This is a genomic window from Haemophilus sp. UMB1048 (assembly GCF_030218125.1).
Taxonomy (GTDB): Bacteria; Pseudomonadota; Gammaproteobacteria; order Enterobacterales; family Pasteurellaceae; genus Haemophilus_D.
The window spans coordinates 14508-36981 of sequence record NZ_JASOPB010000009.1; the positions used below are offsets into that span (position 1 = coordinate 14508).

General features: G+C 43.7%; 22 protein-coding genes and 3 pseudogenes. 14 read left to right on the top strand and 11 right to left on the bottom strand.

Annotated elements, in window-relative coordinates; genetic code table 11:
• Window positions 1-4 precede the first annotated feature (4 nt).
• The 3 genes and pseudogenes from QP437_RS08760 to QP437_RS08770 form a co-directional block, all read right to left on the bottom strand.
• Complete coding sequence (locus QP437_RS08760) at window positions 5-649, bottom strand: NAD-binding protein (protein ID WP_336620762.1); 645 nt, start codon at window positions 647-649, stop codon at window positions 5-7.
• Window positions 641-1768: pseudogene (locus QP437_RS08765) on the bottom strand (monovalent cation:proton antiporter-2 (CPA2) family protein); the annotation flags it as partial. The gene QP437_RS08760 and the pseudogene QP437_RS08765, both read right to left, overlap by 9 nt.
• Before the next feature lie 349 nt (window positions 1769-2117).
• Window positions 2118-2360: pseudogene (locus QP437_RS08770) on the bottom strand (transposase); the annotation flags it as partial.
• Window positions 2361-2488: 128 nt separating this feature from the next.
• Here QP437_RS08770 and QP437_RS08775 point away from each other — a divergent pair.
• Window positions 2489-3832 carry an FAD-dependent oxidoreductase gene (locus tag QP437_RS08775; protein ID WP_049369855.1) on the top strand — a complete coding sequence of 448 codons (1344 nt, stop codon included), beginning with the start codon at window positions 2489-2491 and terminating at the stop codon, window positions 3830-3832.
• A 54-nt stretch (window positions 3833-3886) separates the two neighbouring features.
• On the opposite strand, the pseudogene QP437_RS08780 reads toward QP437_RS08775, so the two are convergent.
• Window positions 3887-4489 (bottom strand): annotated as a pseudogene (locus QP437_RS08780) (transposase); the annotation flags it as partial.
• Window positions 4490-5312: 823 nt separating this feature from the next.
• On the opposite strand from QP437_RS08780, the gene QP437_RS08785 reads away from it, so the two are divergent.
• Complete coding sequence (locus tag QP437_RS08785) at window positions 5313-6107, top strand: formate/nitrite transporter family protein (RefSeq protein WP_049364747.1); 795 nt, start codon at window positions 5313-5315, stop codon at window positions 6105-6107.
• A 245-nt stretch (window positions 6108-6352) separates the two neighbouring features.
• Window positions 6353-7426, top strand: coding sequence for a T6SS immunity protein Tli4 family protein (locus tag QP437_RS08790; RefSeq protein ID WP_285267589.1), 1074 nt, complete (start codon window positions 6353-6355; stop codon window positions 7424-7426).
• Between the two features lie 142 nt (window positions 7427-7568).
• Here the strand turns inward: QP437_RS08790 and QP437_RS08795 are convergent, their stop codons facing one another.
• A complete protein-coding gene (locus QP437_RS08795; protein ID WP_285267590.1) occupies window positions 7569-8270 on the bottom strand; it encodes a glutathione S-transferase family protein in 702 nt (233 codons plus the stop codon).
• A 98-nt stretch (window positions 8271-8368) separates the two neighbouring features.
• On the opposite strand from QP437_RS08795, the gene QP437_RS08800 reads away from it, so the two are divergent.
• The 3 genes from QP437_RS08800 to QP437_RS08810 all read left to right on the top strand — a co-directional run bounded on the left by QP437_RS08800 (window position 8369) and on the right by QP437_RS08810 (window position 10184).
• Window positions 8369-8500 (top strand): LysR family transcriptional regulator, encoded by a 132-nt coding sequence (locus QP437_RS08800; RefSeq protein ID WP_285267591.1) that lies wholly within the window; start codon window positions 8369-8371, stop codon window positions 8498-8500.
• A gap of 224 nt (window positions 8501-8724) precedes the next feature.
• Complete coding sequence (locus QP437_RS08805; protein WP_285267592.1) at window positions 8725-9171, top strand: tetratricopeptide repeat protein; 447 nt, start codon at window positions 8725-8727, stop codon at window positions 9169-9171.
• Window positions 9172-9200: 29 nt separating this feature from the next.
• Window positions 9201-10184, top strand: coding sequence for an alpha/beta hydrolase-fold protein (locus QP437_RS08810; RefSeq protein ID WP_285267593.1), 984 nt, complete (start codon window positions 9201-9203; stop codon window positions 10182-10184).
• Window positions 10185-10278: 94 nt separating this feature from the next.
• Here the strand turns inward: QP437_RS08810 and QP437_RS08815 are convergent, their stop codons facing one another.
• Window positions 10279-11169, bottom strand: coding sequence for a LysR family transcriptional regulator (locus tag QP437_RS08815; RefSeq protein WP_285267594.1), 891 nt, complete (start codon window positions 11167-11169; stop codon window positions 10279-10281).
• 177 nt (window positions 11170-11346) lie between these two features.
• Between QP437_RS08815 and QP437_RS08820 the strand changes: the two genes are divergently transcribed.
• Both QP437_RS08820 and QP437_RS08825 read left to right on the top strand, forming a co-directional pair.
• On the top strand, window positions 11347-11925 hold the full coding sequence (locus tag QP437_RS08820) for an NAD(P)H-dependent oxidoreductase (protein WP_285267595.1): 579 nt from the start codon (window positions 11347-11349) through the stop codon (window positions 11923-11925).
• Window positions 11926-12078: 153 nt separating this feature from the next.
• Window positions 12079-12414: a thioredoxin family protein gene (locus QP437_RS08825; protein WP_285267596.1), complete on the top strand. Its 336-nt coding sequence runs from the start codon at window positions 12079-12081 to the stop codon at window positions 12412-12414.
• A 160-nt stretch (window positions 12415-12574) separates the two neighbouring features.
• On the opposite strand, the gene QP437_RS08830 is transcribed toward QP437_RS08825, so the two are convergent.
• From QP437_RS08830 to QP437_RS08850, 5 genes are all read right to left on the bottom strand, one after another.
• Window positions 12575-12943 carry a rhodanese-like domain-containing protein gene (locus QP437_RS08830; RefSeq protein ID WP_285267620.1) on the bottom strand — a complete coding sequence of 123 codons (369 nt, stop codon included), beginning with the start codon at window positions 12941-12943 and terminating at the stop codon, window positions 12575-12577.
• Between the two features lie 210 nt (window positions 12944-13153).
• Window positions 13154-13657 (bottom strand): DUF4189 domain-containing protein, encoded by a 504-nt coding sequence (locus QP437_RS08835; RefSeq protein ID WP_285267597.1) that lies wholly within the window; start codon window positions 13655-13657, stop codon window positions 13154-13156.
• A gap of 184 nt (window positions 13658-13841) precedes the next feature.
• Complete coding sequence (locus QP437_RS08840) at window positions 13842-14048, bottom strand: YnbE family lipoprotein (RefSeq protein ID WP_115180228.1); 207 nt, start codon at window positions 14046-14048, stop codon at window positions 13842-13844.
• Window positions 14032-16779, bottom strand: a complete 2748-nt coding sequence (locus tag QP437_RS08845; protein ID WP_285267598.1) for a YdbH family protein — start codon at window positions 16777-16779, stop codon at window positions 14032-14034. Before QP437_RS08845 ends, QP437_RS08840 begins: the two co-directional genes overlap by 17 nt.
• A 48-nt stretch (window positions 16780-16827) precedes the next feature.
• The gene (locus QP437_RS08850; RefSeq protein ID WP_014064277.1) at window positions 16828-17304 is read right to left on the bottom strand and encodes a DMT family transporter; all 477 of its coding nucleotides are present in this window, start codon (window positions 17302-17304) and stop codon (window positions 16828-16830) included.
• A gap of 294 nt (window positions 17305-17598) precedes the next feature.
• Between QP437_RS08850 and QP437_RS08855 the strand changes: the two genes are divergently transcribed.
• The 6 genes from QP437_RS08855 to QP437_RS08880 all read left to right on the top strand — a co-directional run bounded on the left by QP437_RS08855 (window position 17599) and on the right by QP437_RS08880 (window position 22433).
• Window positions 17599-18567: a mannose/fructose/sorbose PTS transporter subunit IIB gene (locus QP437_RS08855; protein WP_285267599.1), complete on the top strand. Its 969-nt coding sequence runs from the start codon at window positions 17599-17601 to the stop codon at window positions 18565-18567.
• An 18-nt stretch (window positions 18568-18585) separates the two neighbouring features.
• Window positions 18586-19383, top strand: coding sequence for a PTS mannose/fructose/sorbose transporter subunit IIC (locus QP437_RS08860; RefSeq protein ID WP_005695178.1), 798 nt, complete (start codon window positions 18586-18588; stop codon window positions 19381-19383).
• Between the two features lie 10 nt (window positions 19384-19393).
• The gene (gene manZ / locus QP437_RS08865; RefSeq protein ID WP_049368117.1) at window positions 19394-20227 is read left to right on the top strand and encodes a PTS mannose transporter subunit IID; all 834 of its coding nucleotides are present in this window, start codon (window positions 19394-19396) and stop codon (window positions 20225-20227) included.
• A gap of 69 nt (window positions 20228-20296) precedes the next feature.
• Entirely contained in the window at window positions 20297-20671 is a 375-nt protein-coding gene (locus tag QP437_RS08870) for a hypothetical protein (RefSeq protein WP_054420200.1), read from the top strand.
• A gap of 38 nt (window positions 20672-20709) precedes the next feature.
• Window positions 20710-21783 carry an MBL fold metallo-hydrolase gene (locus tag QP437_RS08875; RefSeq protein ID WP_285267600.1) on the top strand — a complete coding sequence of 358 codons (1074 nt, stop codon included), beginning with the start codon at window positions 20710-20712 and terminating at the stop codon, window positions 21781-21783.
• Between the two features lie 104 nt (window positions 21784-21887).
• On the top strand, window positions 21888-22433 hold the full coding sequence (locus QP437_RS08880) for a carboxymuconolactone decarboxylase family protein (protein WP_005695174.1): 546 nt from the start codon (window positions 21888-21890) through the stop codon (window positions 22431-22433).
• Window positions 22434-22474 lie beyond the last annotated feature (41 nt).

Consider the following 22474-nt stretch of genomic DNA (forward strand, 5'->3'; position numbering starts at 1 on the left):
TATTTTACGAATTTTTCTTTATATTCCCCAACAGTAATCTGCGCCCTTCAAATTCCTTGCCGGCAATTTCCAAAGCGAAGCGTTCTTTGTCGGCGTCGCGTACTTTGTCGTGTACGGCACGTAATTCCTGCACGCTAGCACCCAATGCCTTGACAATTTCATCGCCCATTTTCATGGAAGAATAGAAGGTTTCGCGCACTACGAAATCCGCTTCCGCTTTCACTAGGGCCAGCGCATTGCGTCTGTCCCAGGCGCGCACGAACACCTTGGCGTTCGGGTTGATATGATGAATATTTTCCACAATTCTGACCGCACTTTCTCCGTCGTCCACGCATACCGCTACGATGTCGGTGTGTTCTACGCCGCAGGCATGCAGCACGTCGGCGCGGGTGGCTTCGCCGTAATAGACTTTGAAACCGTATTCGCGTGCGACGTTGATGGTGTCAGGATCGTTGTCCAGAATGGAAATGGTGGCACCGTAGGCTAGCGGCATTTGGCTGACCACCTGCCCCATGCGCCCGAATCCGATAATCAGCACGTTGCCCTTGAGTTCGCCCGCATGTTCTTCCACATCGTCCACTGCCGCAGCTGCGCGGGATTCTTTGAAATAGCGGTCGAACAGCATAACGCTGAAGGGTGTCATAATCATGGAGAGCACCACGATTGCCGTCATATTCGCTAGCACTTCCGCATTAATCGCCCGTTGTACGGCAGCGGAGGCGAGTAATACGAAGGCGAATTCACCGCCTTGCGACATCAGTACGGCGCGGTGTATCGCGGTGTGATGGCTTGCTTTGGCAAAACGCGCCACTCCATAAATGGCAAGGCATTTCAAGATAATCATCAGTACAGTGGCGGAAAGAATTACCTTCCAGTTATTGAGCACCGTTGCCACATCCAGCGACATCCCGACAGCTAAGAAAAACAGCCCGAGCAAAAGGCCTCGGAACGGTTCGATATCCGCTTCAAGCTGATGACGGAAGTCGGATTCCGACAGCAGCACTCCCGCCAGAAACGCACCCATCGCCATAGACAGACCGCCCAGCTCCATTAAATAAGCCGCACCGAGTACCACCAGCAGCGCGGCGGCAGTCATCACCTCGCGTGCTTTGGATTTTGCCAGAATTTTAAACAGCGGATTGAGCAGCCAAATACCTGTCGCAATCAACGCTGCCAAAGAAAGCGCGGCAACACCGATTTTCTGCCATAGCGGTACGGCATCGGCAACGGCATTGGGATTATCGGGCGCTAGAAATGCTACAATCGCCAGCATGGGCACAATCAGCAAATCTTCAAACAGCAAAATGGAGACAATGCGCTGACCTTACGGTGTGCTGATTTCATGACGTTCGTCCATAATCTGCATGACCATTGCGGTGGAGGTGAGTGTAAAACCTACCGCCGAAATAAACGACATCACTAAAGAAAAACCGTAAGCCAGCCCGATTTGGGTAAGGAACAGACTGGAAAAAGTCACCTGCAGGGTACCCAAGCCGAAAATCTGATTACGCAATTTCCATAAATGCGACGGCTTCATTTCCAGCCCGATCAAAAACAGAAACATCACCACGCCGAATTCCGCAATATGCAAAATAGCGTGGGAATCGGTAACGAGCTTTAATCCGAAGGGTCCGATAACCAGCCCCGCAGCCAAATAACCCAGAATCGAGCCTAGACCTAAACGTTTAAATAACGGCACGGCAACTACCGCCGCCCCCAATAACTCCACCACGTGCAATAAATCGCCGTTAGCTGCTTCTACCGCCATAATTCCTGCCTTTGTTAATTCATAAAAATTTTTCGTATTATAAAGGAAAATCGCCGTAACACAAAAAAGTCGTCATTTGACGGCTTCCTCTAAGAAAAGTGCGGTCGGTTTTTGTTAAATTATTGCACTTTGCCGTCGATTTCGATCGGGGTATATTCCACCGGCAGCCAAGTGTAGCGCCGTTGCTTTCGGCACGGATGTGTCCGATGCCAGGGAAGGGCATATGTGCGCCAGCTATCCAGATTTTACGTGTGGCGGCATCTTTGAGCGCGTCTTGGCGGCTGGCGCGTGCCTGTTTGGGGTCGCTGTCAAACTCAATGGCGATTTCGGGATCAAGCATTTGCAGTGTGAGGCTGTGTTCGAGTTCGGGATCGGAGAGTCTGTGCCATTGTCCGAGCAGGACGGCTTTGAACATGGACAACAGGGGATAGGCGGGACAGTCGCGGTGGTCTCGGAGATAACGGGTTCTTTGACGGTTCAGGTACTGTTCGATCGGTTGCCAATCAATCACCTGATCCAACTTCAATAGAGGGAAGCGATTGATGTGTTTGGCAATCACGGCTTGGGCGGTTTGCTGGAAGAAGGTAGTCATAAAAAATCCCCTAAATGTCTTAGTGGGAATTTAGGGGATTTTGGGGGAATTTTGCAAAGGTCTTATGTAAAAACAAATCGATAAGGTCTATAATTGGTGCGCAATCCATCATTTCACGGAGACAAATTATGCACACACAAAATCTTATTATCGGCTTTGGCAAAGCGGGCAAAACGCTGGCGGCGGATTTGGCGAAACACGGGCAACAGGTCGTGCTGGTGGAACAGTCGGCGCAGATGTACGGCGGCACTTGCATCAACATCGGCTGTATTCCCAGCAAAAAACTGATTGTCGAGAGCGAGCAGCGCGGGCATAACGCCGACAAAGCGGCGGTGTTTGCGGCGGCGATGAACGCGAAAAACACCCTGATTCCGAAATTGCGCGCCGCCAATTTCGCCAAACTGGACAATCTGGACGGCGTAACCGTGCTCAACGCGCGCGCCGAGTTTCTCGATGATCGCACGGTCAAACTGACTGACCCAGACGGCGGCGAGCAAACCCTTACCGCCGAACGCATTTTCATCAACACCGGTGCCACCCCGCGCCGCCTGGGCGTAGCGGGCGAAGACAGCCCGCGCGTACTGGACAGCACCGGTGTACTCGCGCTGAACGAACGCCCGCGCCGCCTCGTCATCATCGGCGGCGGCTACATCGGCTTGGAATTTGCCTTTATGTTCCACGCTTTCGGCAGCGAAATCACCATTCTCGATGGCGGCGACCGCTTCCTGCCGCGTGAAGATCGCGACATCGCCGAAGAAATGCTGCGCGTATTAAACAGCAAAGGCATCAAGGTGTTGCAAGGCGTGAAAATTGAAGCGTTCCGCGACAATACGGCGGACACCAGCGTCATCACCTCGCAAGGCGAATTTACCGCCGACGCGGTGCTGGTGGGCGTAGGCCGCGTGCCGAACACGCAAGGATTGGGCTTGGCAAACGCGGGCATCGAAACCGACCCGAGCGGCTTCATCCTCGTTGACGACCATCTGCGCGTGCAAGGCAAAAACCACATCTGGGCGATGGGCGACGTGGCGGGCAGCCCGATGTTCACCTACATCTCGCTCGACGACTATCGCATCGTGCGCGAACAGCTTTTCGGCGACGGCAAACGCAACCGCGCCGACCGCACCCCGTTCCCGACCGCCACCTTTACCGAGCCGCCGCTCGCCCATATCGGCTTAACCGAAACCGCCGCGCAGCAATCGGGGCGCGAGGTGAAAGTGTTGAAACTGAAAGCCGACGCGATTCCGAAAGCCAAAATCCTCAACCAAACCGACGGCCTGCTCAAAGCCGTGGTGGACGCGCACAGCGGCGAAATCCTCGGCGTAACCCTGTTCTGCGCCGAAGCGCACGAAATCATCAACCTGTTTAAAATGGCAATCGATTTCCGCGTCCCTGCCCGCTATGTCAAAAACCAAATCTTCACCCACCCGACCATCGCCGAAGGGCTGAACGATTTGTTCGCGGGCTGCTAAAAAACTGGTTGTAAAACGACCGCACTTGATACGGAAATGCCATCTGAAAGCGATTTCAGAATCGATGCGGGTATGTTGTTTCGTAACCGAGTCTGTATAAACCGTTTTTCTTTGTCCAACGGGCATCTTTGTCTTTACTCGGTGTGGTTTGACCGCTGACTTGTCCTTCGTCATCGACTTCTATGGCCTGACGCTGTTTGCCGCCGGCGGTTTGAATAATGGTGGCGTCAATGACGGCGGCGGATGCTTTCTCTACTTTTAGGTCTTTTTCAGTCAGTTGGCGGTTAATCAGTTGCAGCAATTCGGACAGGGCGTCGTCTTGCGCCGCCAGTTGCGGTAGCGGCATAAGGTGCTGTAATCGGGGATGCTCAGTTCGTCGAAACGGCAAAACAGGTTGAAGTCGATGCGGGTAATGAGGCTGTGTTCGAGTTCGGGATCGGAGAGGCTGTGCCATTGTCCGAGCAGGACGGCTTTGAACATGGACAGCAGGGGATAGGCTGGACGGCCGCGGTGGTCTCTAAGGTAACGGGTTCTTTGACGATTCAGGTACTATTCGATCGGCTGCCAATCAATCACTTGATCCAACTTCAATAGCGGGAAGCGGTCGATGTGTTTGGCAATCATGGCTTGGACGGTTTGTTGGAAGAAGGTGCTCATGAAAAATCCCCTAAATGTCTTGGTGGGAATTTAGGGGATTTTGAGGGGATTTTGCAAAGGTCTCAAAAGGAGAAAAAATATTACAAACAGCTGTTCCGTTAATTGAGCAAATTGATGAGTTATTTTTCGGAAAGTTGAATAACGACGAAGAACAATTTAAGCATTTTCTTGTTAGATTAAACAAAGAATAAGAATATTATTTATGGAGTTGTCAATTTTGATAACTCCATACTACATTTGAAACTCAAAAATAGAGCATAGCTATAGAACAGAAATTTATTCAAGAGAATTATTTACACCAAAGTATAGAAGTCCTCTGTTTTTATTTTCAAAAAGTAAAACAGAGAACATAAATGGTTGGCTCTTGAAAGCAATGTGTAAAAATTTTACGTTAATATTGTAAAATATAATGATATAATTACTCTGTTATCGGGGTTATTTTTACGTATTTTTAAGGAAGTTATCAATATTTGATTGCAACAAGTTGAAATAATTAGAGTTTTATTTTTCATTCTTTCCTTATATAGAAACAACCCTTTTAAGTTACATATAATTTAAAAACAAAAGCGTTGTTCTATATCGCTAGAACAACGCTTTTTCTATACATACAAGCAGTCAAATTTTTATAATTTCTTGCAAAAATTCATTAAATTTTGACCGCACTTTGCCCCTCAAAAAAAGAACCTAGACACCTAATTTTAGGTTCAGATTATTATTCAATTTCGTTATAACTAAAAATCAGTACATATATTTAACAATTCTTTCGATTTTGCTATGTGGTTTGCTACATTTTTACCGTCTTATTTTCACTAGAGGTACAATTATGCAGCATCGCGATCTTTATCCCCATGAAATCTTACAAGATGTTATTGATAAAAGTTATGCTAAGTCGGAAGGACACCTAAAAACACTGGCTATTTTAAGTTTTTTAGGGGGCGGCTATGTGAGTTTTGGTTATATGGCCTATTTAAAAGTCGTGAGCGGTATTCCTCCAGAGTGGAGTGGGCTATCAACATTACTTGGTGCAGCCGTGTTTCCTATTTGTTTGATTTGTATTCTAATCGGTGGTGGTGAATTAGCCACGGGAAATATGATGATGATGGCATTAGGCCGTTTAACAAAAAGAGTAAGCCTTAAAAAATTATTTCGTAACTGGATTGTAGTGAGTTTGGGCAACCTGCTCGGTGCGCTGTTTATGGCATATTTCTTAGGGCATTATGTCGGTTTATCAGAAGGGGCCGCCTCAGCTAAAACCATTGCTATCGCCGAAGCTAAAGTGCAAATGGATTTTGGTCGCGCCTTTGTTTCTGCCATTGCCTGTAACTGGATGGTCTGCATGGGTATTTGGTTCTATTTTGGCGCTAAACAAACCTCCGGTCGTATCCTAGCCATATGGTTCCCGGTGATGATTTTTGTGCTTATCGGATTACAACACTTTGTCGCTAATATGTTTATTATTCCTGCCGGGATTTTTGCTGGTGCTAATGTGACTTGGAGCCAATTCTTCTTCAATATGATTCCTGTCTTTTTAGGCAATGTCACGGGTGGTGCAGCATTTGTCGGTGCATCTTATCTTTACGCCTATCGTCACTTATTAAAAGAAGATTATTGTATTTAGTAAACGAAAATCTGCCCGCACTTTGGCGTGAAAAAGGTCTTTTGAAATGTCAAAAGGCCTTTTATTCTCCCTAAAATGTATTGAATCCTCTCTTAATTAACTCGATACCGTTTTGAATAGTGAAGAGTTGTACTTTACACTTAAAGCATGTAAACTCATCTATTAAGATCAATATGGAAAGAAAAGTATTAGCAGAATTTCCATTTTATTTAACATTCTCAAATTTACAGTAAGGAAGAAATCACATGCCGAAGATGAAATGTTCTAGACTAATGTTTTATAGCACTGTTTTAACTAGTGTTATGTTGTCTTCTTGCAGTCAACATGCCCAAACTCACTCAGCACTAGAAAATACAGCGAGCAATTATGCTCAAAAAGCGGCTACGTATTGGACTGAACAGCCATTTTGCAGCGGGCGTTACCAAATTAACTTACCATCTAACCGTATAAGTGGGACGGGCTGGCTTAAATACAATGGTTGGCAGATAATTGTGCGACCAGATTATTGGAATCTGGAAGTAGAATCTGTATTAGAGGTTAAAGAAAAAGGATATAACGGAAACGAGAGTTTTATAGAAAACCGCACGGTTATTCCTAATAAAGCGATAGCGATGGTCACACAGGCTCCTGGTTCATGGGAACACTCGGTGTCAAAGCACCTAAAAGGCATGATCTATTATGTCTATTTCTATTTCAAGTTAGGCAAGAATGATGCCTATTCCATTAAAACCCTTTCAAGCATTATGCCTGTTAATGGCAAAGCTCCCCCAAACCTTAAGCAACTGGAAAAAAGTAAAGTTGACGAAGCTATTGGGCATATGCGGAATGATTTTTTCGACAAGCTGAGAGATCGTAAAGATACTGAAATGCCACAGCAACAGGGGGTCTGTTTAACAGAAGGGTTTATTGCCGATAAGGGAACTGAGCCGTTTTTTGGCAGTGCGGGCATCAAAATCAAAGACTATCAAGACGTTTATGCCGAGCTAACGACAGGTGGATCTTTGGAGGAAGGTGATAAATCACTATTAGAACGAGATCTTTTCGCTAAAGATAGTGGTTTGGATAAACTCTTCTCGTGGGCGAAATACAGCACCATCCGCAAAGGAAAACGCGATATTAATGGTATGACCGGCAGTGAAAAACTGGTTAAGTGGCAGGGAAATCGATATTTATTTATCTGGGAAAAAGATGATGGTAGTGTGAGATTTAAGATGACTTTCGGTACTAATAAGAAAAATACCAAGGGTTCGCCACTCAATGAGAAAGAGGCTTTAACTGCTTGGGATGCAATATTGCCGACATTAAAAAAACGGCTTTAAATAAGGGATTACTACAGTTAAATTAAAGTAAAAATACAAGCGGTCAGATTTTGAAGATGATTTACAAAAATACCTAAAAACCTGACCGCACTTTCACATAAAAAAGCCGTCTGAATTTTCAGACGGCCTTTGATTTCTTGCTTTATTCTCCAAATACTGCCCGATCGAAACGTTCAATATAGGCGACTAAATTTGCTTTGGTTCTTGCATATAGCGCAATTTCAGTGTCGATGGGGGTAAGAATCAGGTTTGCAACAACAGGCACGATGGACACATCAACGGAGGTTAATTCTTCGCCGAAAAAGTAGGATTTTGTGCCTAAGTAGTTGCTAATGGCGTCTAAATCTCCTTTTCCGAAGGCGTAAATATCGGATTGCGTGTGTCTTCCGATACCATGTCCGTACATTTCTTTTTTTGCGTTTTCCTGTAACACAGCAAAAATCGCTTCGGCTTGTTCGGTCGGCATGCCATCAAACATTGCCTTCATCATAAATGGTTTGCTGAGAGGATCGACGAAACGGTTATATACGCCCGTCCAATATAGATGTTCTTCTGTCATACGGCGAAAGGCTTCAGCAATCGCTTTTTGTTCAGTCGTTAAATGTTTATCTAAATCAATGCCGTAGGTTTCGGTTAGATAACGCTGAATGAGAGAACTATCAGGAATCAACTTCTCGCCATCTTGCAATACCGGAACTTTGCCTTTAGGCATTTTGCTAAGATCGGCAACATATTCTTTTTCGAAATCTAAGCCGGATAAACGCAGCATCGCTTCAGTTTTCCAAGCGAAAGGTGATGGACTGTGAATTTTACCTTCACCGGGTAAAGTAAATAATTTAAGCATTTTGTTTTCCTTTCATTATTTGTTATTCAAATACGGTTCTACTATAGTCCAAACAGCCGGGAAGTTCACGACAAATACCGGATGAGGCGAATTTGGGCATGACTGCCAGCGCAATCAGTCAAGCCATTCGCAAGCTGGAAAATTATTACGATGTCAAATTACTTAACCGCACCACACGCAGCCTCACGCCGACAGCATCTCGCGCCCATTGGCACAATGGCAAACCTTGATTTGTGCTTCCCCAGACTATTTGCACAAACTTCCCAGCCGCACCCTTTATGCCACCACCGCGCATCGCACCCAATCAGCAAAAGTACGCATTGTATTGGATTGCTTAATGCATTGTTTTGGTGAAGGGATAAATAAAAAGCCTTGAAATCTGACTGCACTTTGATGTCTAAAACGAAACTTTGTACTATTATTTCAATTTGCGATACATGTTAGGGAGTGATTTATGAAATCCAAACTATCCGCGCTCGTCGCTACAACCCTTCTCGCCGCCTGTTCCACCGTTCCGCAACATAATGAACAGGCAAAAGCCCTGTTGGACGAAGGCATCGCCTTGTATCAAAAACAGGATTACCAACATGCAATGCCCTACTTTGAGCAAGCTCAACAGGCGGGGCATATGAAAGCGCCGCGTTATCTGGGCTTGATGTATCTGAACGGCGAAGGTGTCGCCAGGAATGCGAAAACTGCTTTTGCCTACTTCATGCAAGCGGCAGAAGAGGGCGACATCACCGGGCAATACTGGCTCGGCCATTGCTACGAAAACGGCATCGGCACGGCAAAAGACATGACCAAAGCCGTACATTGGTATCAAGAGTCTGCTAAACGAGGCGACCATATTTCCCAGCCAGCGATTGATGCGTTGAACCGTTTAGGCATCAAAACACATTGACGATTTCTTACAAAATTTAAGGAGTTTCCATGATGAAGAAAACCGTAACAATTATCGCCGCAAGCTTGTTGCTTGCCGCTTGCAACGCCACCTCAAATGCGACTGAAAAAGCAGTGACGACTCAAAACACGCAAAATTCCGCTTGGGACAAACAATACGGCGGCGCGGATAAATCCTACGATAGTCGCTTGCTTGCCTTGCGTGAACAAATTGCACCACGTTTTGAAGTGTTAACGTTTAAAGATCCCAAAACAGGCAAAGAAATGCAGTACAACCTGTACACCCCGAAAAATCTTGAGCCGGGTCGCAAATATCCGTTAGTCATGTTTATCGCAGATGCCAGCACAGCAGGAAAAGGTGTGAAAGCCCCACTAATGCAAGGCTACGGCGGCATCATCTGGGCAACCGATGAAGCGCAGGCGAAATACCCAGCCTTTGTCCTTGTACCGTCTTACACCGAAACGGCAGTCAACGATAAATGGGAAACAACTGAAGAAGTCCCCATGACCTTACGCCTTGTCAAAAATCTGATCGCCGAAAAAGCGATTGATGCCAATCGTGTTTATACCACTGGTCAATCCATGGGTGGTATGATTTCATTCTACCTAAATAGTATCGAGCCTAACTTCTTTGCGGCTTCTATGTTTGTCGGTAGTCAATGGGATATCAATGTTTTAAAACCATTGGAGAAAGCGAAGTTTATTTATACCGTTTCGGCTGCCGATCCAAAAGCCTCTGCAGGCATGGCTCAAGTTGGAAAAATGCTGAAACAAGATAAAGTCAGCTACGCTGAAACGGAGTTCTCTGCCAAACTACCGCAGACCGAACAAGACGCAAAAGTCCAACAAATGCTCGCCCAAGGCAAACGCATCAACTTTATCCGCTTCACGCCGAATACGGTGATTCCAGAAAACAGCACTCACAAAGGAGCGGAGCATATGTATTCGTTTGATTACGCCTATTTGCTCGAACCCGCCCGTGATTGGTTGATGCGTCAGAAGAAAGGAAAATAATTAAAAAAATACAAGCGGTCATCTTTTAAAGAGAATTTGCAAAAATACCTGAAAACCTGACCGCACTTTGTTATGAAAAAGGCCGCCTGAAATTTCAGACAGCTTTTAATTTTAGCGCATCCACAATCAGCTTAAACACATTGGAATGCCCGCGGCGGCTGGGGTAATAGAGGTAAAGCGGTTCGTAAGTCATAGCATACTCAGGCAACAGCTCGACCAACTGCCCCGAATTGAGTGCATCTGCTACGCTCATATGTGCTATCCACGCAATGCCAAGGCCGTCTGAAACGGCTTGCAGACGCAGATGATTGTTGATGGAAAACTGCGATTTTGGCGTGAACGTAATCAGCTCTTTTTTGTATTTGAATTCCCACTGTATCTCCGTGCCGTGTTCACCGGAGAGTTTTATGCCGATAAGGCGGTGTTGTTGCAGATCATCAATATTTTTCGGTGAACCGTGTTGTGCCAAATAATCGGGCGAGGCAACCAATACCATTTTGAGCGGTGCGGAAATTGGCACCGCAATCATCTCTTTCGCTACCTTGTTACCTAACCGAACGCCCATATCAAATCCTTCTTTCACAATATCTGCCCAACGATCGTCCACCACGATTTCCAAGCGGGTTTTCGGGTATTGGTTCAAAATTGGCTTTAATTTTGGATACAACACGGCTTCCGCTGCTATTACAGGGGCATTGATGCGAATCAATCCTGATGGCGTATTCAAAAAATCATTTAATGCATCGACTTCTTGGTTTATGGCTTGATAAAGTGGAGAAAGTTGGTCGAAAAGCTGCTGCCCGGCTTCGGTCAGCGACACATTGCGCGTAGTGCGGTTGAGCAGGCGCAGGTTCAGTCGTGTTTCCAGATTTTTTATGCTGTGGCTCAACGCCGAAGAAGAAATCCCCAAAAGCTGCCCTGCCTTCACAAAACTCTGCGTTTGCGCCAACGTCAAAAAATAATTCAGTTCGTTAAAGTTCTGCATTTTCTCTTTAAACTCTCTTTTATTAGTGAATTTAATTCATTACATCATAAAGCTAAACCCTATTTATCTCAATAAAAACAAATCATAAAATGACTACACTTTCATGAGAGTAAACAGAAGACAATATCCGTAAACATCACATCCTTTTTTTATAAATTATTTATTCTAGGAGTAAAAATGAACATTTTATTATTAAACGGTGGTAAAGAATTCGGCCATTCGCATGGTGAGTTAAACAACACGCTTCACAAAAAAGCAAAAGAAGTTTTGACCGCACTTGGACACAATGTAAAAGAAACTGTGATTGATGCTGGCTATGATGTTGAGGCAGAAATCGAAAAATTCTTGTGGATGGATGCCGTGATTTGGCAGATGCCTGTTTGGTGGATGCACGAGCCTTGGACAGTGAAGAAATACATAGACGAAGTATTTATCGCTGGACACGGCAAGCTTTACCACAGTGATGGCCGTCATCGTGTCAGCCCGACCGAAGGCTTCGGTACAGGTGGTTTATTGCAAGGCAAAAAACACATGCTTTCGCTTACTTGGAATGCGCCGATTGAAGCGTTCACCCGTGAAGGCGATTTTTTTGAAGGAAAAGGAGTGGATGACTTGTACATGCACTTTCATAAACTCAACGAATTCCTCGGTATGAGCCGTCTACCGACATTTACATGTAACGATGTAGTTAAAAATCCACAAGTAGAACAATACTTAGCAGACTATCAAGTACACTTGAAAAAAGTGTTCGGTTAATGATAAAACATCAACTTGAAGCGGTGGACTTTTGCCCTCAGCGATGAAGACAAAGCCGAAATTGCCAAACTGGACGGCACATTCGCCGCCATCGTCAATCACGACACGGTAGATAATTTGAAACGTGCTTAATCGCTCAAAGGAGTACATGACATGCAACAACTACACACTCTGAAAGACATCGAACAGACCATCGCCACACACCCTTTAGTATCATTGTACATCAAAGCCCCAAGCTGCGGTGTTTGTACGGTCGTGGATGCCCAGCTTGACTCAGCTTTGGCGGAGGAAGGAAATGTGTATGCCGTAAAAGCCGATATTGCTGAAATACCCGAAATGGCAGGACGTTTCCACGTGCTGACCGCACCTGCATGGCTGCTGTTTTATCAAGGCAAGGAAGTAGAACGGATGGCCCGCTTCATCCCTCAGGCACAGATGAAGCAGATATTGGCAAAATGGACAAAAGTAGCAGAAAGCGGACATCAGTAACCGGTCTATCAATGTTTCAGACGGCTGCGGTCTTGATAATGATGCAAGTGGTCAAGTTTTTAAGATGATTTGCAAAACACTTAAAAATTTGACCGCTCTTTATAATAAAAATCCCCTAAATGCTTAATCTAGGGGATTTTTACGTTAAATGATGTGTTGTTTATTTCAAACCTTTTTTAACCAAATCTTCATAACCGCCGTGGTTGGTTACATTGGTATAGCCTGCATTTTTCAGCTCAGTGAGTGCGGCTTCAGCACGGCGACCGCTACGACAGTAAAGGTTGATCGGTGCATCTTTATCTGAGCCAATCGCTTTAACACCTTCAATGATTTTATCATGTGGAATATTCACCGCATCTTGTAAATGACCTGCGTTAAACTCCTCGGCTGAACGTACATCAATCCAAACGCCTTTTGCTTTTTCCGGTTGTACTGCACTTTGTTCTGTTTGTGGCGCAGTATTCGCAGAAGCAAAAAAAGGTACAGCAATCGCTGCCGCAGAAAGTACTGTTGTGAGTAATTTTTTCATCATTCAATCTCCAATTAAATAGAAATAATATATTTACCTAAATAAATTTAGGGGTTATGTAAAACTAATAATCATCATACGCCTAAATATAAAGATAATAAACTGTAAATGAAGTAAATTTTAAGTAAAATTTTCGTAAAATCTGACCGCACTTTAAAAGAAAAAAGCTGTCTGAAAAATAACTTTCAGACAGCCTTTGGAAGAGATATATTACTGGGGAAGGGAGCAACCTTCCGGCATAACAATTTTACAATTTTTGGCTCCATTATTTCTACAACCATTAAGTGCTTCTCGTTCAGCTTCTCCCACTTTTCCTGCTCCTGTTACAAGATGAAATTTATTACCTAGCTTCCCTTCAGCTGCTGCGACACAACCATTTCTACTCCATTGAATAACTTTACAGTTTTTATCACCACTACCCTGCTTACAGAAATTTATAGCTTCGCGTTTTGCCTCTTCTAGGGTATCTTTATTTAGTGCGCCTGCAAGATGCCTAGTTTTTGTGTTGAGTGCTAAAGCTCCAAATTTTGGAGGGTGATAGATCGTAATATGCTCTACACGTACTTGGGGAGTGTAACCTCCAGCATTTCCACCACAATTCGGATTGTGACCATAAGCACATAAAGCAGGGTTATTCTGCAAAGCGCCTTGAGTCACATCGGCATAGGTATTTAAAGCAGTTAAACCAAACAATACTAGTATTAGTTTTCTCATTGCATATTCCTTTACGATTTTATCGTTTTGTCATTTTTTGTTTATTTTGATTGATAAATTGCATTGTCACTTATTTATGATTAACAAACAAGTTTGTCAGTCAAAAACACTTTAAAATCTAACCGCACTTTAAAAAAAAGCCATCTGAAATCTAACATTCAGATGGCCTTTTCAATTTATTCGATTATTTCTTCACAGGCTCTACTTCACCCACGGCTTTCTGAGATTTTTCATCCATTTCGACTTTAATATTATGGTCCACCACCACATTCATATTAATGGTGATGCCTTCCTTTGGTGTATCCAATTGAATAGTTGGTGTGCAAGCTGTAAGTGTAAATATTGCCGCAAAAATAAAAAAGTGCGGTTGAAATTTAAGGTGTTTTATCATTTGTCTTGTCTAATTGCTTATAAAGTTTATATTGCAGATTTTGTTCAAATTGCGAGCCATAGTCAATCATATTCCACAATTCAAACATATTTTCTTGGTGCGTATAATTTAACGTTATCGGATTATTGGTTCGCTTGGTTGGATTAAATCCGCTAATACTCGCACGCAATGTCATTTGTCCTTTCGGATCGAGCGTCACCGCTGCATGGGAATTTTGCAGTTCCATTTCTTTTAATAAATCCACCAAGATATTTTCTGTCCAACCGCCTTTTTTCAACCCTTTCACCATTTCATCGGTTAATTTGATGGACACATTTCCCACTTGTTCCAATGTACCATTACAAATCAAACATTCCTTGTGACCAAGCCAAAATGGCAGGGTCGCATTGGCGCGGCCGGTCAAGGTTACTTGGTTATATTGTGCCAAGGCTAACACTTGGGCTAAATCAATATTGGTAAAAGAAAGCGTCGCCATTTTACTTTGTGGGAAACTGAGCTGAGGCACCGTCAATACGCCATCAAATAAGGAAAGTTTCACATTTCTCAAAGTAAGCGGATTTTTCATGGTATTCGGATAACGCCCAAATAAATCCAATTCCCCATTTGCGACGAAAAGCGCGCCATAGCGAATATTGTGAGTCGAAATATAGATTGGTTTGCTCGAAGACACTTGCAATGCCGAGTTTTCATAATTCATTGGGAAATGAATATTCAAGCCATAAATCTCGCCATCTGGCATAGTGATTTTGCCATTTTTAAGATTCAGCTCCCCCTTCATCTTCACGCCATTGCCATTGATTGCGAATTCACTTTGTCCTTTAATGCTGCCCTCATGAATTAACCAGTTCCATTTTTGTGGGAAGAGTGATTGGAACACTTTTGCGGATTGTTCTTTCCAGCTAATTTCACCTGAAAGTGCACTATTTTGATATACACCCAAGACATCTAAAGGCCCAAGCGAACCAGCCTTTAAATCACCTGCGAAATTGAAGTTACTGATACTCTTACCATCAATACCTAAACCGAAAACAGGCGAAACAAAACGACCGCCATAAGCCAGTTCAATCCAATCTGTTTTCGCTTGCAACAAACCTCGAATATGCTCTTCTTCATAATCCCAGCGGAGTCGGTCTTTGAGTTCTAACGAAAGCGGTGCCATTTTCACCTCTTTCATTTTCACTTCATTAGAACGTGCAGAAAGCTGATTTAATTCAATATGATCCGCTTCCCAAAAACCTTTCCCTTCCATTTTGACTGGCGTATTTAAGGATTTCCAGTTTGCACTGCCATTGATTGTCCAATCCCAACGGTTTGTCGCTTGTTTTTCCACAGACTGCAACTTATGTTCTTCATCCCGCAAATCAAACACGGTTTTAATACCGGCAATAAACTCATGGGCGTTTCCGTCTAATTTTAAATCGAGATTTTCAAACTGTGGTGTCGTGCCCTTTAATGTTGCGAGCAAACGACCTTCCAAACCATAACGACCAATAATAATGTCATCTAACGGTAAACGAACGTGCAACTTGGTATCTGGCTGAACGGTATCCATTTTAAAGACGGAACCCGGGTAAAAATACACCACTGGATGGGTAAAGAGCCCGCCGAGATGATAGGTTAAATTGGTTTGTGCCACGGTAGCGTTATAACGTAAATCCCCGCGTGTTTTCAGCTCAAAATCCAATTCGTTATTGTCATCGCCACCGCCGATTTCGCCATTTTTGCCTGAAATCACGATCTCCCCTTTGCCCATTTCACCAAAGGTTTGCAAGATCACGTTCATATCAATGCTTAACGGCAATAAGCCTTCTGCCGCACGGTGAATAGATAACCCAAGGAAGCCTTTAATCGGTTGATAGCTATCGAAGGTCCAATAAAATTTCCCCCACGAAATATCCAAGCCATCTTTGGTGAACACGAAAGGCACATCTAACAGAGGCGAATTCGCCGTTAAATCTTGAGCATTTAACTGGCCATCCGCCCCTTGCCACGACACTTTTGCCTCGCCTTTTGTGACGGCTAGTTCTGGGTTATTCCAGTTAAGTAAGGCATTGCCTTGTTGAGGGAGTTGAGAAAGATCAGGATCAAAATTCGCAGAGAAATGAAGATCGTAGGTTTTATCTCCCGCTTGTTTGATGTCGGCACTTCCCGCCCATTGGAAAATACCATCTTGTGGCGTGACAGTGGATTGATGATGCAGCTCAAGCCCGTCATTATTGGCTTGAGCCTCAAGGGCTAATTGGTTGCCATTATAGTTTGCGTCTAACGCCCAATCAGCCGATAAGAAAGGTTTTAAAGCCCCTTGTGTCAAGGCTTTGGCATTCGTTAATTGAAAGTGTTTAACGTTGACATGAGAAATAGGCAATGCTGCCCAAAGTGCGGTCAAATTTGGCGGTGTTTTTTCAGCATTATCACTGGGTAAATGGGTTAAACAATCATAATTCAAGCTAGCCTTTTCAACATCAAGACTATGCGTATTCCACCAAGTCACCTGAGTATTATTCAGGTTCACTAGCGTACATTGGTCAGTTTTCACTTTTAGCTCTGGCAGTGTTAAACCTGTGGTTTCCCATTGCCAGTCATCGGCTAATTCAATGTGATAATGCGGTGCTAAAAAATGATTGGTAAGTTGCGCTACACGTTTCGGGGTCGCAAAAACGCGTAATAAGCCAATGCTTATTACGATCAATAGCAACAAAATAATCAACACCCACAGGCAACGCTTTCGCATAGTTTCCCCAATTACGCGATTAATCAATAAATAGAGGCGTATTCTATCCTATCTTGCCCCAAATAGCTCAACCAACTTATCCCCAAAGAAATAAAATACCAATCCAAAGGCGACAATAATTAATCCGATGAGTTTTGTGATATTTACTTCTCGGATCGGCATACCGATAAGACCAAAATGATCGATAGTTGTTGCCGTAATTAATTGTCCGACGATGATAAAAAATAACATCGCAGTAATGCCTAATTTAGGTGCAAGTAAAACGGTTGTGAACACGACAACTGCGCCGAGTACCCCACCAATTAATTTCCACCAAGGTTGTGATGGGATCGTGGATAGATTGCCCCATAAATCAGTTTTAGCCAAAGCGATAAAAAAGAGAAAAATCGTGCCTACCGCAAAAGAAATAAAGGTAGCAATTACCGCTTCGCCACTCATGGCTTTCGCCAATTGCGTATTAATCGCTGATTGCGTCGCGAGTGCTACGCCTGCCGCTAAAGCGACAATGAGATAAACAAAAAACATCGAAACTCCCAACATAAAATTTAGTTTATTTTAACCTTTTCTAATTTACCGTGAAATGCTTTCTATTCGGCAAAATCGGCCCAAAATCAACCGCACTTTGTACTTCATTCACAAATACCTCAAAAGTTGTAAGTCATCTTACCTGTTTATTTGATCTTGATCACCATTTGACTATTCTTTATTTGACGCTAATCTTCAAATCCATACACTAAGCTCCATTCAGAGCAATCGTTTGCGCAATGCGTATTGAAAGCAAAATAGACTGATTTTATCAACTCAATGGGAGGAATATCCATGACCCACATTATCGTTGCAACACACGGTAAGTTTTCTGAAGAAATCGTCAATTCCGCCGCTATGGTGTATGGCGAAGATGAAAACTGCCATGTCGTGACTTTCTTACCGGGTGAAGGCGGTGAGCATTTAATCGAGAAATACAATGCGATTATTGCCACGCTGCCAGAAAATGAACCGGTGCTCTTTCTGGTTGATTTATTTGGTGGTAGCCCATACAACGCGGCAAGCCGAGTGGCCAGTGAAAGGGATAATACCGATATCGTCACCGGCATTAATCTACCGATGTTGCTAGAAGTGCTTGATGCCAAAGATGGCGCCAGCTTAGATGAATTGGTAGAAACCGCGAAAGAAGTCGGGGTCGCTGCTGTGAAATCCTTCCGTCAACCTAAAGAAAGCAAGCCTGCTCCAACGCCAACTGCTAAACCAGCTGAAGCACCAAAAACCTCTCCAAATCCAACCGCACTTTCTGGCAATATGAACATTTCCTTATTGCGTATTGATAGCCGTTTAATCCATGGTCAAGTAGCGACCTCTTGGGCGAAAGCAGTGAAATGTGAAGCGATTTTTGCGGTAAATGATGATGTGGCGAATGATGCGCTTCGTCGTGATTTATTACTCCAAATCGCCCCTGAACATTTGAAAGCTTATGTGATTCCTGTAGACAAAGCCATTAAGGTGTATCACAACCCGAAATATGCGGGCAAAAATATTCTTTGGTTGGTAACCAACCCAACAGATATCGTGCGCTTAATCGAGGGTGGCGTAAAAATTGATAAAGTTAACGTGGGCGGTATGACGTTCCGTGAAGGCGACAAAATGCTTTCCCAAGCGGTTGCCGTCAACCCAACAGATGTAGCAGCATTTAAACAGCTTTTAGATAAAGGCGTGGAATTAAGCTTACAACAAGTGGCGAGCAGCCCGAAATCAATGCTCACGCACAAAGAGCTTGATGCGATTCAATTTTAATTACGAGGACAATTCATTATGACAACAATGGAAATTATTTTAGTCACGCTCGTTGCCGCCATTTGCGGTATGGGGAGTGTATTGGACGAACGTCAAACTCATCGTCCTTTAGTTGCTTGTACCTTAATCGGCTTAGTATTAGGTGATTTAGAAACCGGTATTATTGTCGGTGGTACCCTTGAATTAGTGGCATTAGGCTGGATGAACGTCGGTGCGGCAATGGCACCAGATGCGGCATTAGCCAGTGTGATTGCAACGATCCTCGTCATCAAAGGCGGCCAAGATAAAGGGAGCGCATTAGCGATTGCGATTCCGGTAGCGGCGGCAGGCCAAGTATTAACCATCTTCGTGCGTACTTTAACCATCTTCCTTCAACACAAAGCCGATGATTTTGCCGCAAAAGCCAACTTCCGCGGCATTGAATTCTGTCACTTCAGCGGTCTTGCGTTACAAGCGTTACGTGTGGCAATTCCAACCTTCTTCGTTGCATTAGTAGCAGGTACAGATACGGTGACTGAAGCATTGAACGCCATTCCAGAAGTAGTCACTCGCGGTTTACAGATCGCAGGTGGCTTTATCGTAGTCGTCGGTTATGCAATGGTCATCAATATGATGCGTGCAGGCGCATTAATGCCATTCTTCTTCCTAGGCTTCGTAATCGCCTCTTTCACCAATTACAACCTTGTAGGTCTCGGTATTTTAGGCACATGCTTAGCGATGATTTACATTCAATTAAACCCACGTTTCCATCAATCTACTGCGCCACAAGCAGTTGCAAAACGTGAATTAGCTGACGATGAACTTGAAGGACTATAAGGAAGAAATTATGACTGAACAAACTAAAAAATCATTAACAAAAGGCGATATTCGTAGCACTTACTGGCGTTCAACTTTCTTGCTAGGTTCCTTCAACTTTGAACGTATGCAAGCAATGGGGTTCTGTGTATCGATGATCCCAGCCATTAAACGTCTTTACAGCAAAAAAGAAGATCAAGCGGCCGCATTAAAACGCCACTTAGAATTCTTTAATACCCAACCTTGGGTGGCCTCATCTATCATCGGTGTAACCGCCGCAATGGAACAAGAACGTGCGAATGGTAACGATATTGATGACTCAGCAATCAGCGGGGTGAAAGTCGGTTTAATGGGACCATTAGCCGGTGTGGGTGACCCAATTTTCTGGGGGACATTACGTCCTGTATTAGCGGCACTTGGCGCGGGCTTAGCCCTTACCGGTAGCCTTTTAGGGCCATTACTTTTCTTCATCGGTATCAACCTTTGCCGCGGTTTAACCCGTTGGTATGGCTTTAAATATGGCTATGAAAAAGGTACCACCATCGTTAACGATATGGGCGGCGGCCGCTTACAAAAATTGACGCAGGGGGCGTCTATCCTCGGTCTCTTTGTCATGGGCTCACTGGTATCGAAATGGACGAGTATTAATATTCCATTAGAACTTTCTCGCTATAAAAACCAAATGGGCGAAGAAGTGGTGACCACCGTACAAAGCGTGTTAAACGATCTCCTCCCTGGTCTTGCAGCGTTAGGTTTAACTTTCTTATGTATGTATTTATTACGTAAAAAAGTCAATGCCATGTACATCATCTTCGCCTTATTCGGCGTGGGTATTTTAGGCTATCATTTTGGTGTGTTAGCGTAATATATTATGATATTGCCTTCCCTCTTTCGCTTGAGGGAAGGCAAATTTTTAGCATGACATATAAATCCTATGAACCTGAAAGATCTCATCAAGCCACCACCGGCTGAAGGCTATATCAAAAATTCATCCAATTTAGTGACCGCACTTTTTGTTCTCGCGGGCATTCTTTATTACCCCACTAATGGCTATGGTGCTGTCATCGCCTTAATTGCTGCACTGATTGTGTTAATCGGGCAAAAAATGCTGATTGCTCAAACCAATAAAGACTTCACCGAAATGCAGTTAGCCGAGAAGCAATTCCAAGAAACCCAAAACAGCGATTACCTCCGCTTTATTGAAGCACGCGCCACCCAAATGTTGCGCGACAACAAAGTCCTTTCCGAAAAAGGCAAAAAAGAGTTAGAAAGATTACTTACTGTAGTAAAAACACATTTAAAGGTATAATGCTGCCAAATTTATATTTGGAAAGTATCCTTATAAATATGAGACATACAAAGAAACTCATTACTCTTGCGGGAATTGCCTCATTTGTCACCTATTGGTTTTATCTGCCAACTTATCCGGTATATCCGAAGAGTGATCATTATGATCCTGATACACAAACTTTCTATAATGCAGAACCTCAACGCGCACCAATAAATGTTGCAAGTGCACTTTGGGAAATGACATTTCATGAAAAAGATTTTCACCCGAAAAAACCATTGCCAACAGTCAAACCAAATTGGACCGAGTTATTAACGCCAGCTGAACAGAGTCGATTTATGTGGTTTGGACATTCGACGCTACTTATGCGTATTGGCAATCAAACCATCATTACCGATCCGCTTTTTGGAAATAGTGCGTCCCCTGTACCAATAATGATGCACCGTTTTCAACCACCTGTGGCAGAAATTGAAGAATTACCACCTATAGATGTCGTGCTGCTTTCACATAGTCATTACGATCACCTAGAACAAGAAAGCATCGAGAAATTAATGAAAACACAAAGTCATTTTGTGGTTTCTTTAGGAATGGGCGTAATTTTACAAAAATGGGGAATAGATACAGCTAGAATTACGGAGTTAGACTGGTGGCAAAGCACTGAACGCAATGGCGTAAAATATACTGCATTACCTGCAAGACATGATTCTAGCCGTGGCTTGTTTGATCATAACAAAGCATTATGGTCTGGTTTTTTAATAGAGCATAAGCGCGGTCAAAATGAAGAACGTTTTTACTTCCATGGTGACTCCGCCCAAGGTAAACATTTTGATGAAATTGCCAGCCGTGTCGGTAAAATTGATATTGCGTTTATCGAGAACGGACAATATGACGAAAGATGGCCCAATAACCATCTTTTCCCTGAGCAAACCGCACAACTCGCGGCAAAACTACAACCAACAAGATTTATGCCCATTCACTGGGGCGCTTATCCCCTTGCCTTGCATACGTGGAATGAGCCTGTACTTAAAAGCGTACCAATGGCAAGAACACTGGGCGTGAATACACTTACGCCATTGTTAGGACAAGTATTTGACGTAAATACAAAAACAGAAGATTGGTTTACCCAAGAATAATCATAACTTTTGGCTATATGAAATAAGCTTTTCTTCTTTTTCTTACTTAAGTTAGAAAGGTATTATCAAGCAGAAATTTATGATTTATCCCTTAGGAGTAGTTTATGTCTCAATTTAAAATTCACACCATTGAATCAGCCCCTGAAGCAGCACAAGAAGCCTTAAAAGCCGTACAAAATGCCAATGGGTTTATTCCAAATTTAATTGGTGTTCTCGCAAACGCCCCTACTGCACTTGAAACTTATCGCACAGTGGGCGGCATTAATGGTCGTAACAGCTTAACGGCAACAGAACGCGAAGTGGTGCAAATTACTGCGGCTGTAGTTAACGGTTGTGGTTTCTGTGTAGCAGGCCACACGAAGATCGCTTTAAAAGTGTTAAAACTTGAAGAAGAGCTTGTAAACCAAATTCGTGCAACTGCTCGTATTGAAAGTGATAAAAAACTGGATACTTTAGCACGTTTCACCCTTGCCGTTATTTTGCAAAAAGCAAAATTAACTGAAGCGCAGCTTAAAGCGTTCTTTGATGCGGGTTATACTCAAGAAAATGCTATTGATGTGATTTTAGGTGTTAGCCTCGCCACATTATGTAACTATGTGAACAACATCGCTGAAACCCCAATCAACCCTGAATTACAGGCATTTGCATAATCAAGCCAATATAAAAAGTGCGGTCAAAAATGACCGCACTT

What these genes read in the sequence shown, in the direction of transcription:
- QP437_RS08815 (WP_285267594.1), bottom strand. Translation starts at nt 11,169, where the DNA reads ATGCAGAACTTTAACGAACTGAATTATTTTTTGACGTTGGCGCAAACG.
- QP437_RS08790 (WP_285267589.1), top strand. Translation starts at nt 6,353, where the DNA reads ATGCCGAAGATGAAATGTTCTAGACTAATGTTTTATAGCACTGTTTTA.
- QP437_RS08800 (WP_285267591.1), top strand. Translation starts at nt 8,369, where the DNA reads ATGACTGCCAGCGCAATCAGTCAAGCCATTCGCAAGCTGGAAAATTAT.
- QP437_RS08860 (WP_005695178.1), top strand. Translation starts at nt 18,586, where the DNA reads ATGACAACAATGGAAATTATTTTAGTCACGCTCGTTGCCGCCATTTGC.
- QP437_RS08785 (WP_049364747.1), top strand. Translation starts at nt 5,313, where the DNA reads ATGCAGCATCGCGATCTTTATCCCCATGAAATCTTACAAGATGTTATT.
- QP437_RS08810 (WP_285267593.1), top strand. Translation starts at nt 9,201, where the DNA reads ATGATGAAGAAAACCGTAACAATTATCGCCGCAAGCTTGTTGCTTGCC.
- QP437_RS08855 (WP_285267599.1), top strand. Translation starts at nt 17,599, where the DNA reads ATGACCCACATTATCGTTGCAACACACGGTAAGTTTTCTGAAGAAATC.
- QP437_RS08850 (WP_014064277.1), bottom strand. Translation starts at nt 17,304, where the DNA reads ATGTTTTTTGTTTATCTCATTGTCGCTTTAGCGGCAGGCGTAGCACTC.
- QP437_RS08820 (WP_285267595.1), top strand. Translation starts at nt 11,347, where the DNA reads ATGAACATTTTATTATTAAACGGTGGTAAAGAATTCGGCCATTCGCAT.
- QP437_RS08775 (WP_049369855.1), top strand. Translation starts at nt 2,489, where the DNA reads ATGCACACACAAAATCTTATTATCGGCTTTGGCAAAGCGGGCAAAACG.
- QP437_RS08870 (WP_054420200.1), top strand. Translation starts at nt 20,297, where the DNA reads ATGAACCTGAAAGATCTCATCAAGCCACCACCGGCTGAAGGCTATATC.
- QP437_RS08795 (WP_285267590.1), bottom strand. Translation starts at nt 8,270, where the DNA reads ATGCTTAAATTATTTACTTTACCCGGTGAAGGTAAAATTCACAGTCCA.
- QP437_RS08875 (WP_285267600.1), top strand. Translation starts at nt 20,710, where the DNA reads ATGAGACATACAAAGAAACTCATTACTCTTGCGGGAATTGCCTCATTT.
- QP437_RS08825 (WP_285267596.1), top strand. Translation starts at nt 12,079, where the DNA reads ATGCAACAACTACACACTCTGAAAGACATCGAACAGACCATCGCCACA.
- QP437_RS08845 (WP_285267598.1), bottom strand. Translation starts at nt 16,779, where the DNA reads ATGCGAAAGCGTTGCCTGTGGGTGTTGATTATTTTGTTGCTATTGATC.
- QP437_RS08830 (WP_285267620.1), bottom strand. Translation starts at nt 12,943, where the DNA reads ATGAAAAAATTACTCACAACAGTACTTTCTGCGGCAGCGATTGCTGTA.
- QP437_RS08805 (WP_285267592.1), top strand. Translation starts at nt 8,725, where the DNA reads ATGAAATCCAAACTATCCGCGCTCGTCGCTACAACCCTTCTCGCCGCC.
- QP437_RS08760 (WP_336620762.1), bottom strand. Translation starts at nt 649, where the DNA reads ATGATTATGACACCCTTCAGCGTTATGCTGTTCGACCGCTATTTCAAA.
- QP437_RS08840 (WP_115180228.1), bottom strand. Translation starts at nt 14,048, where the DNA reads ATGATAAAACACCTTAAATTTCAACCGCACTTTTTTATTTTTGCGGCA.
- QP437_RS08835 (WP_285267597.1), bottom strand. Translation starts at nt 13,657, where the DNA reads ATGAGAAAACTAATACTAGTATTGTTTGGTTTAACTGCTTTAAATACC.
- QP437_RS08880 (WP_005695174.1), top strand. Translation starts at nt 21,888, where the DNA reads ATGTCTCAATTTAAAATTCACACCATTGAATCAGCCCCTGAAGCAGCA.
- manZ (WP_049368117.1), top strand. Translation starts at nt 19,394, where the DNA reads ATGACTGAACAAACTAAAAAATCATTAACAAAAGGCGATATTCGTAGC.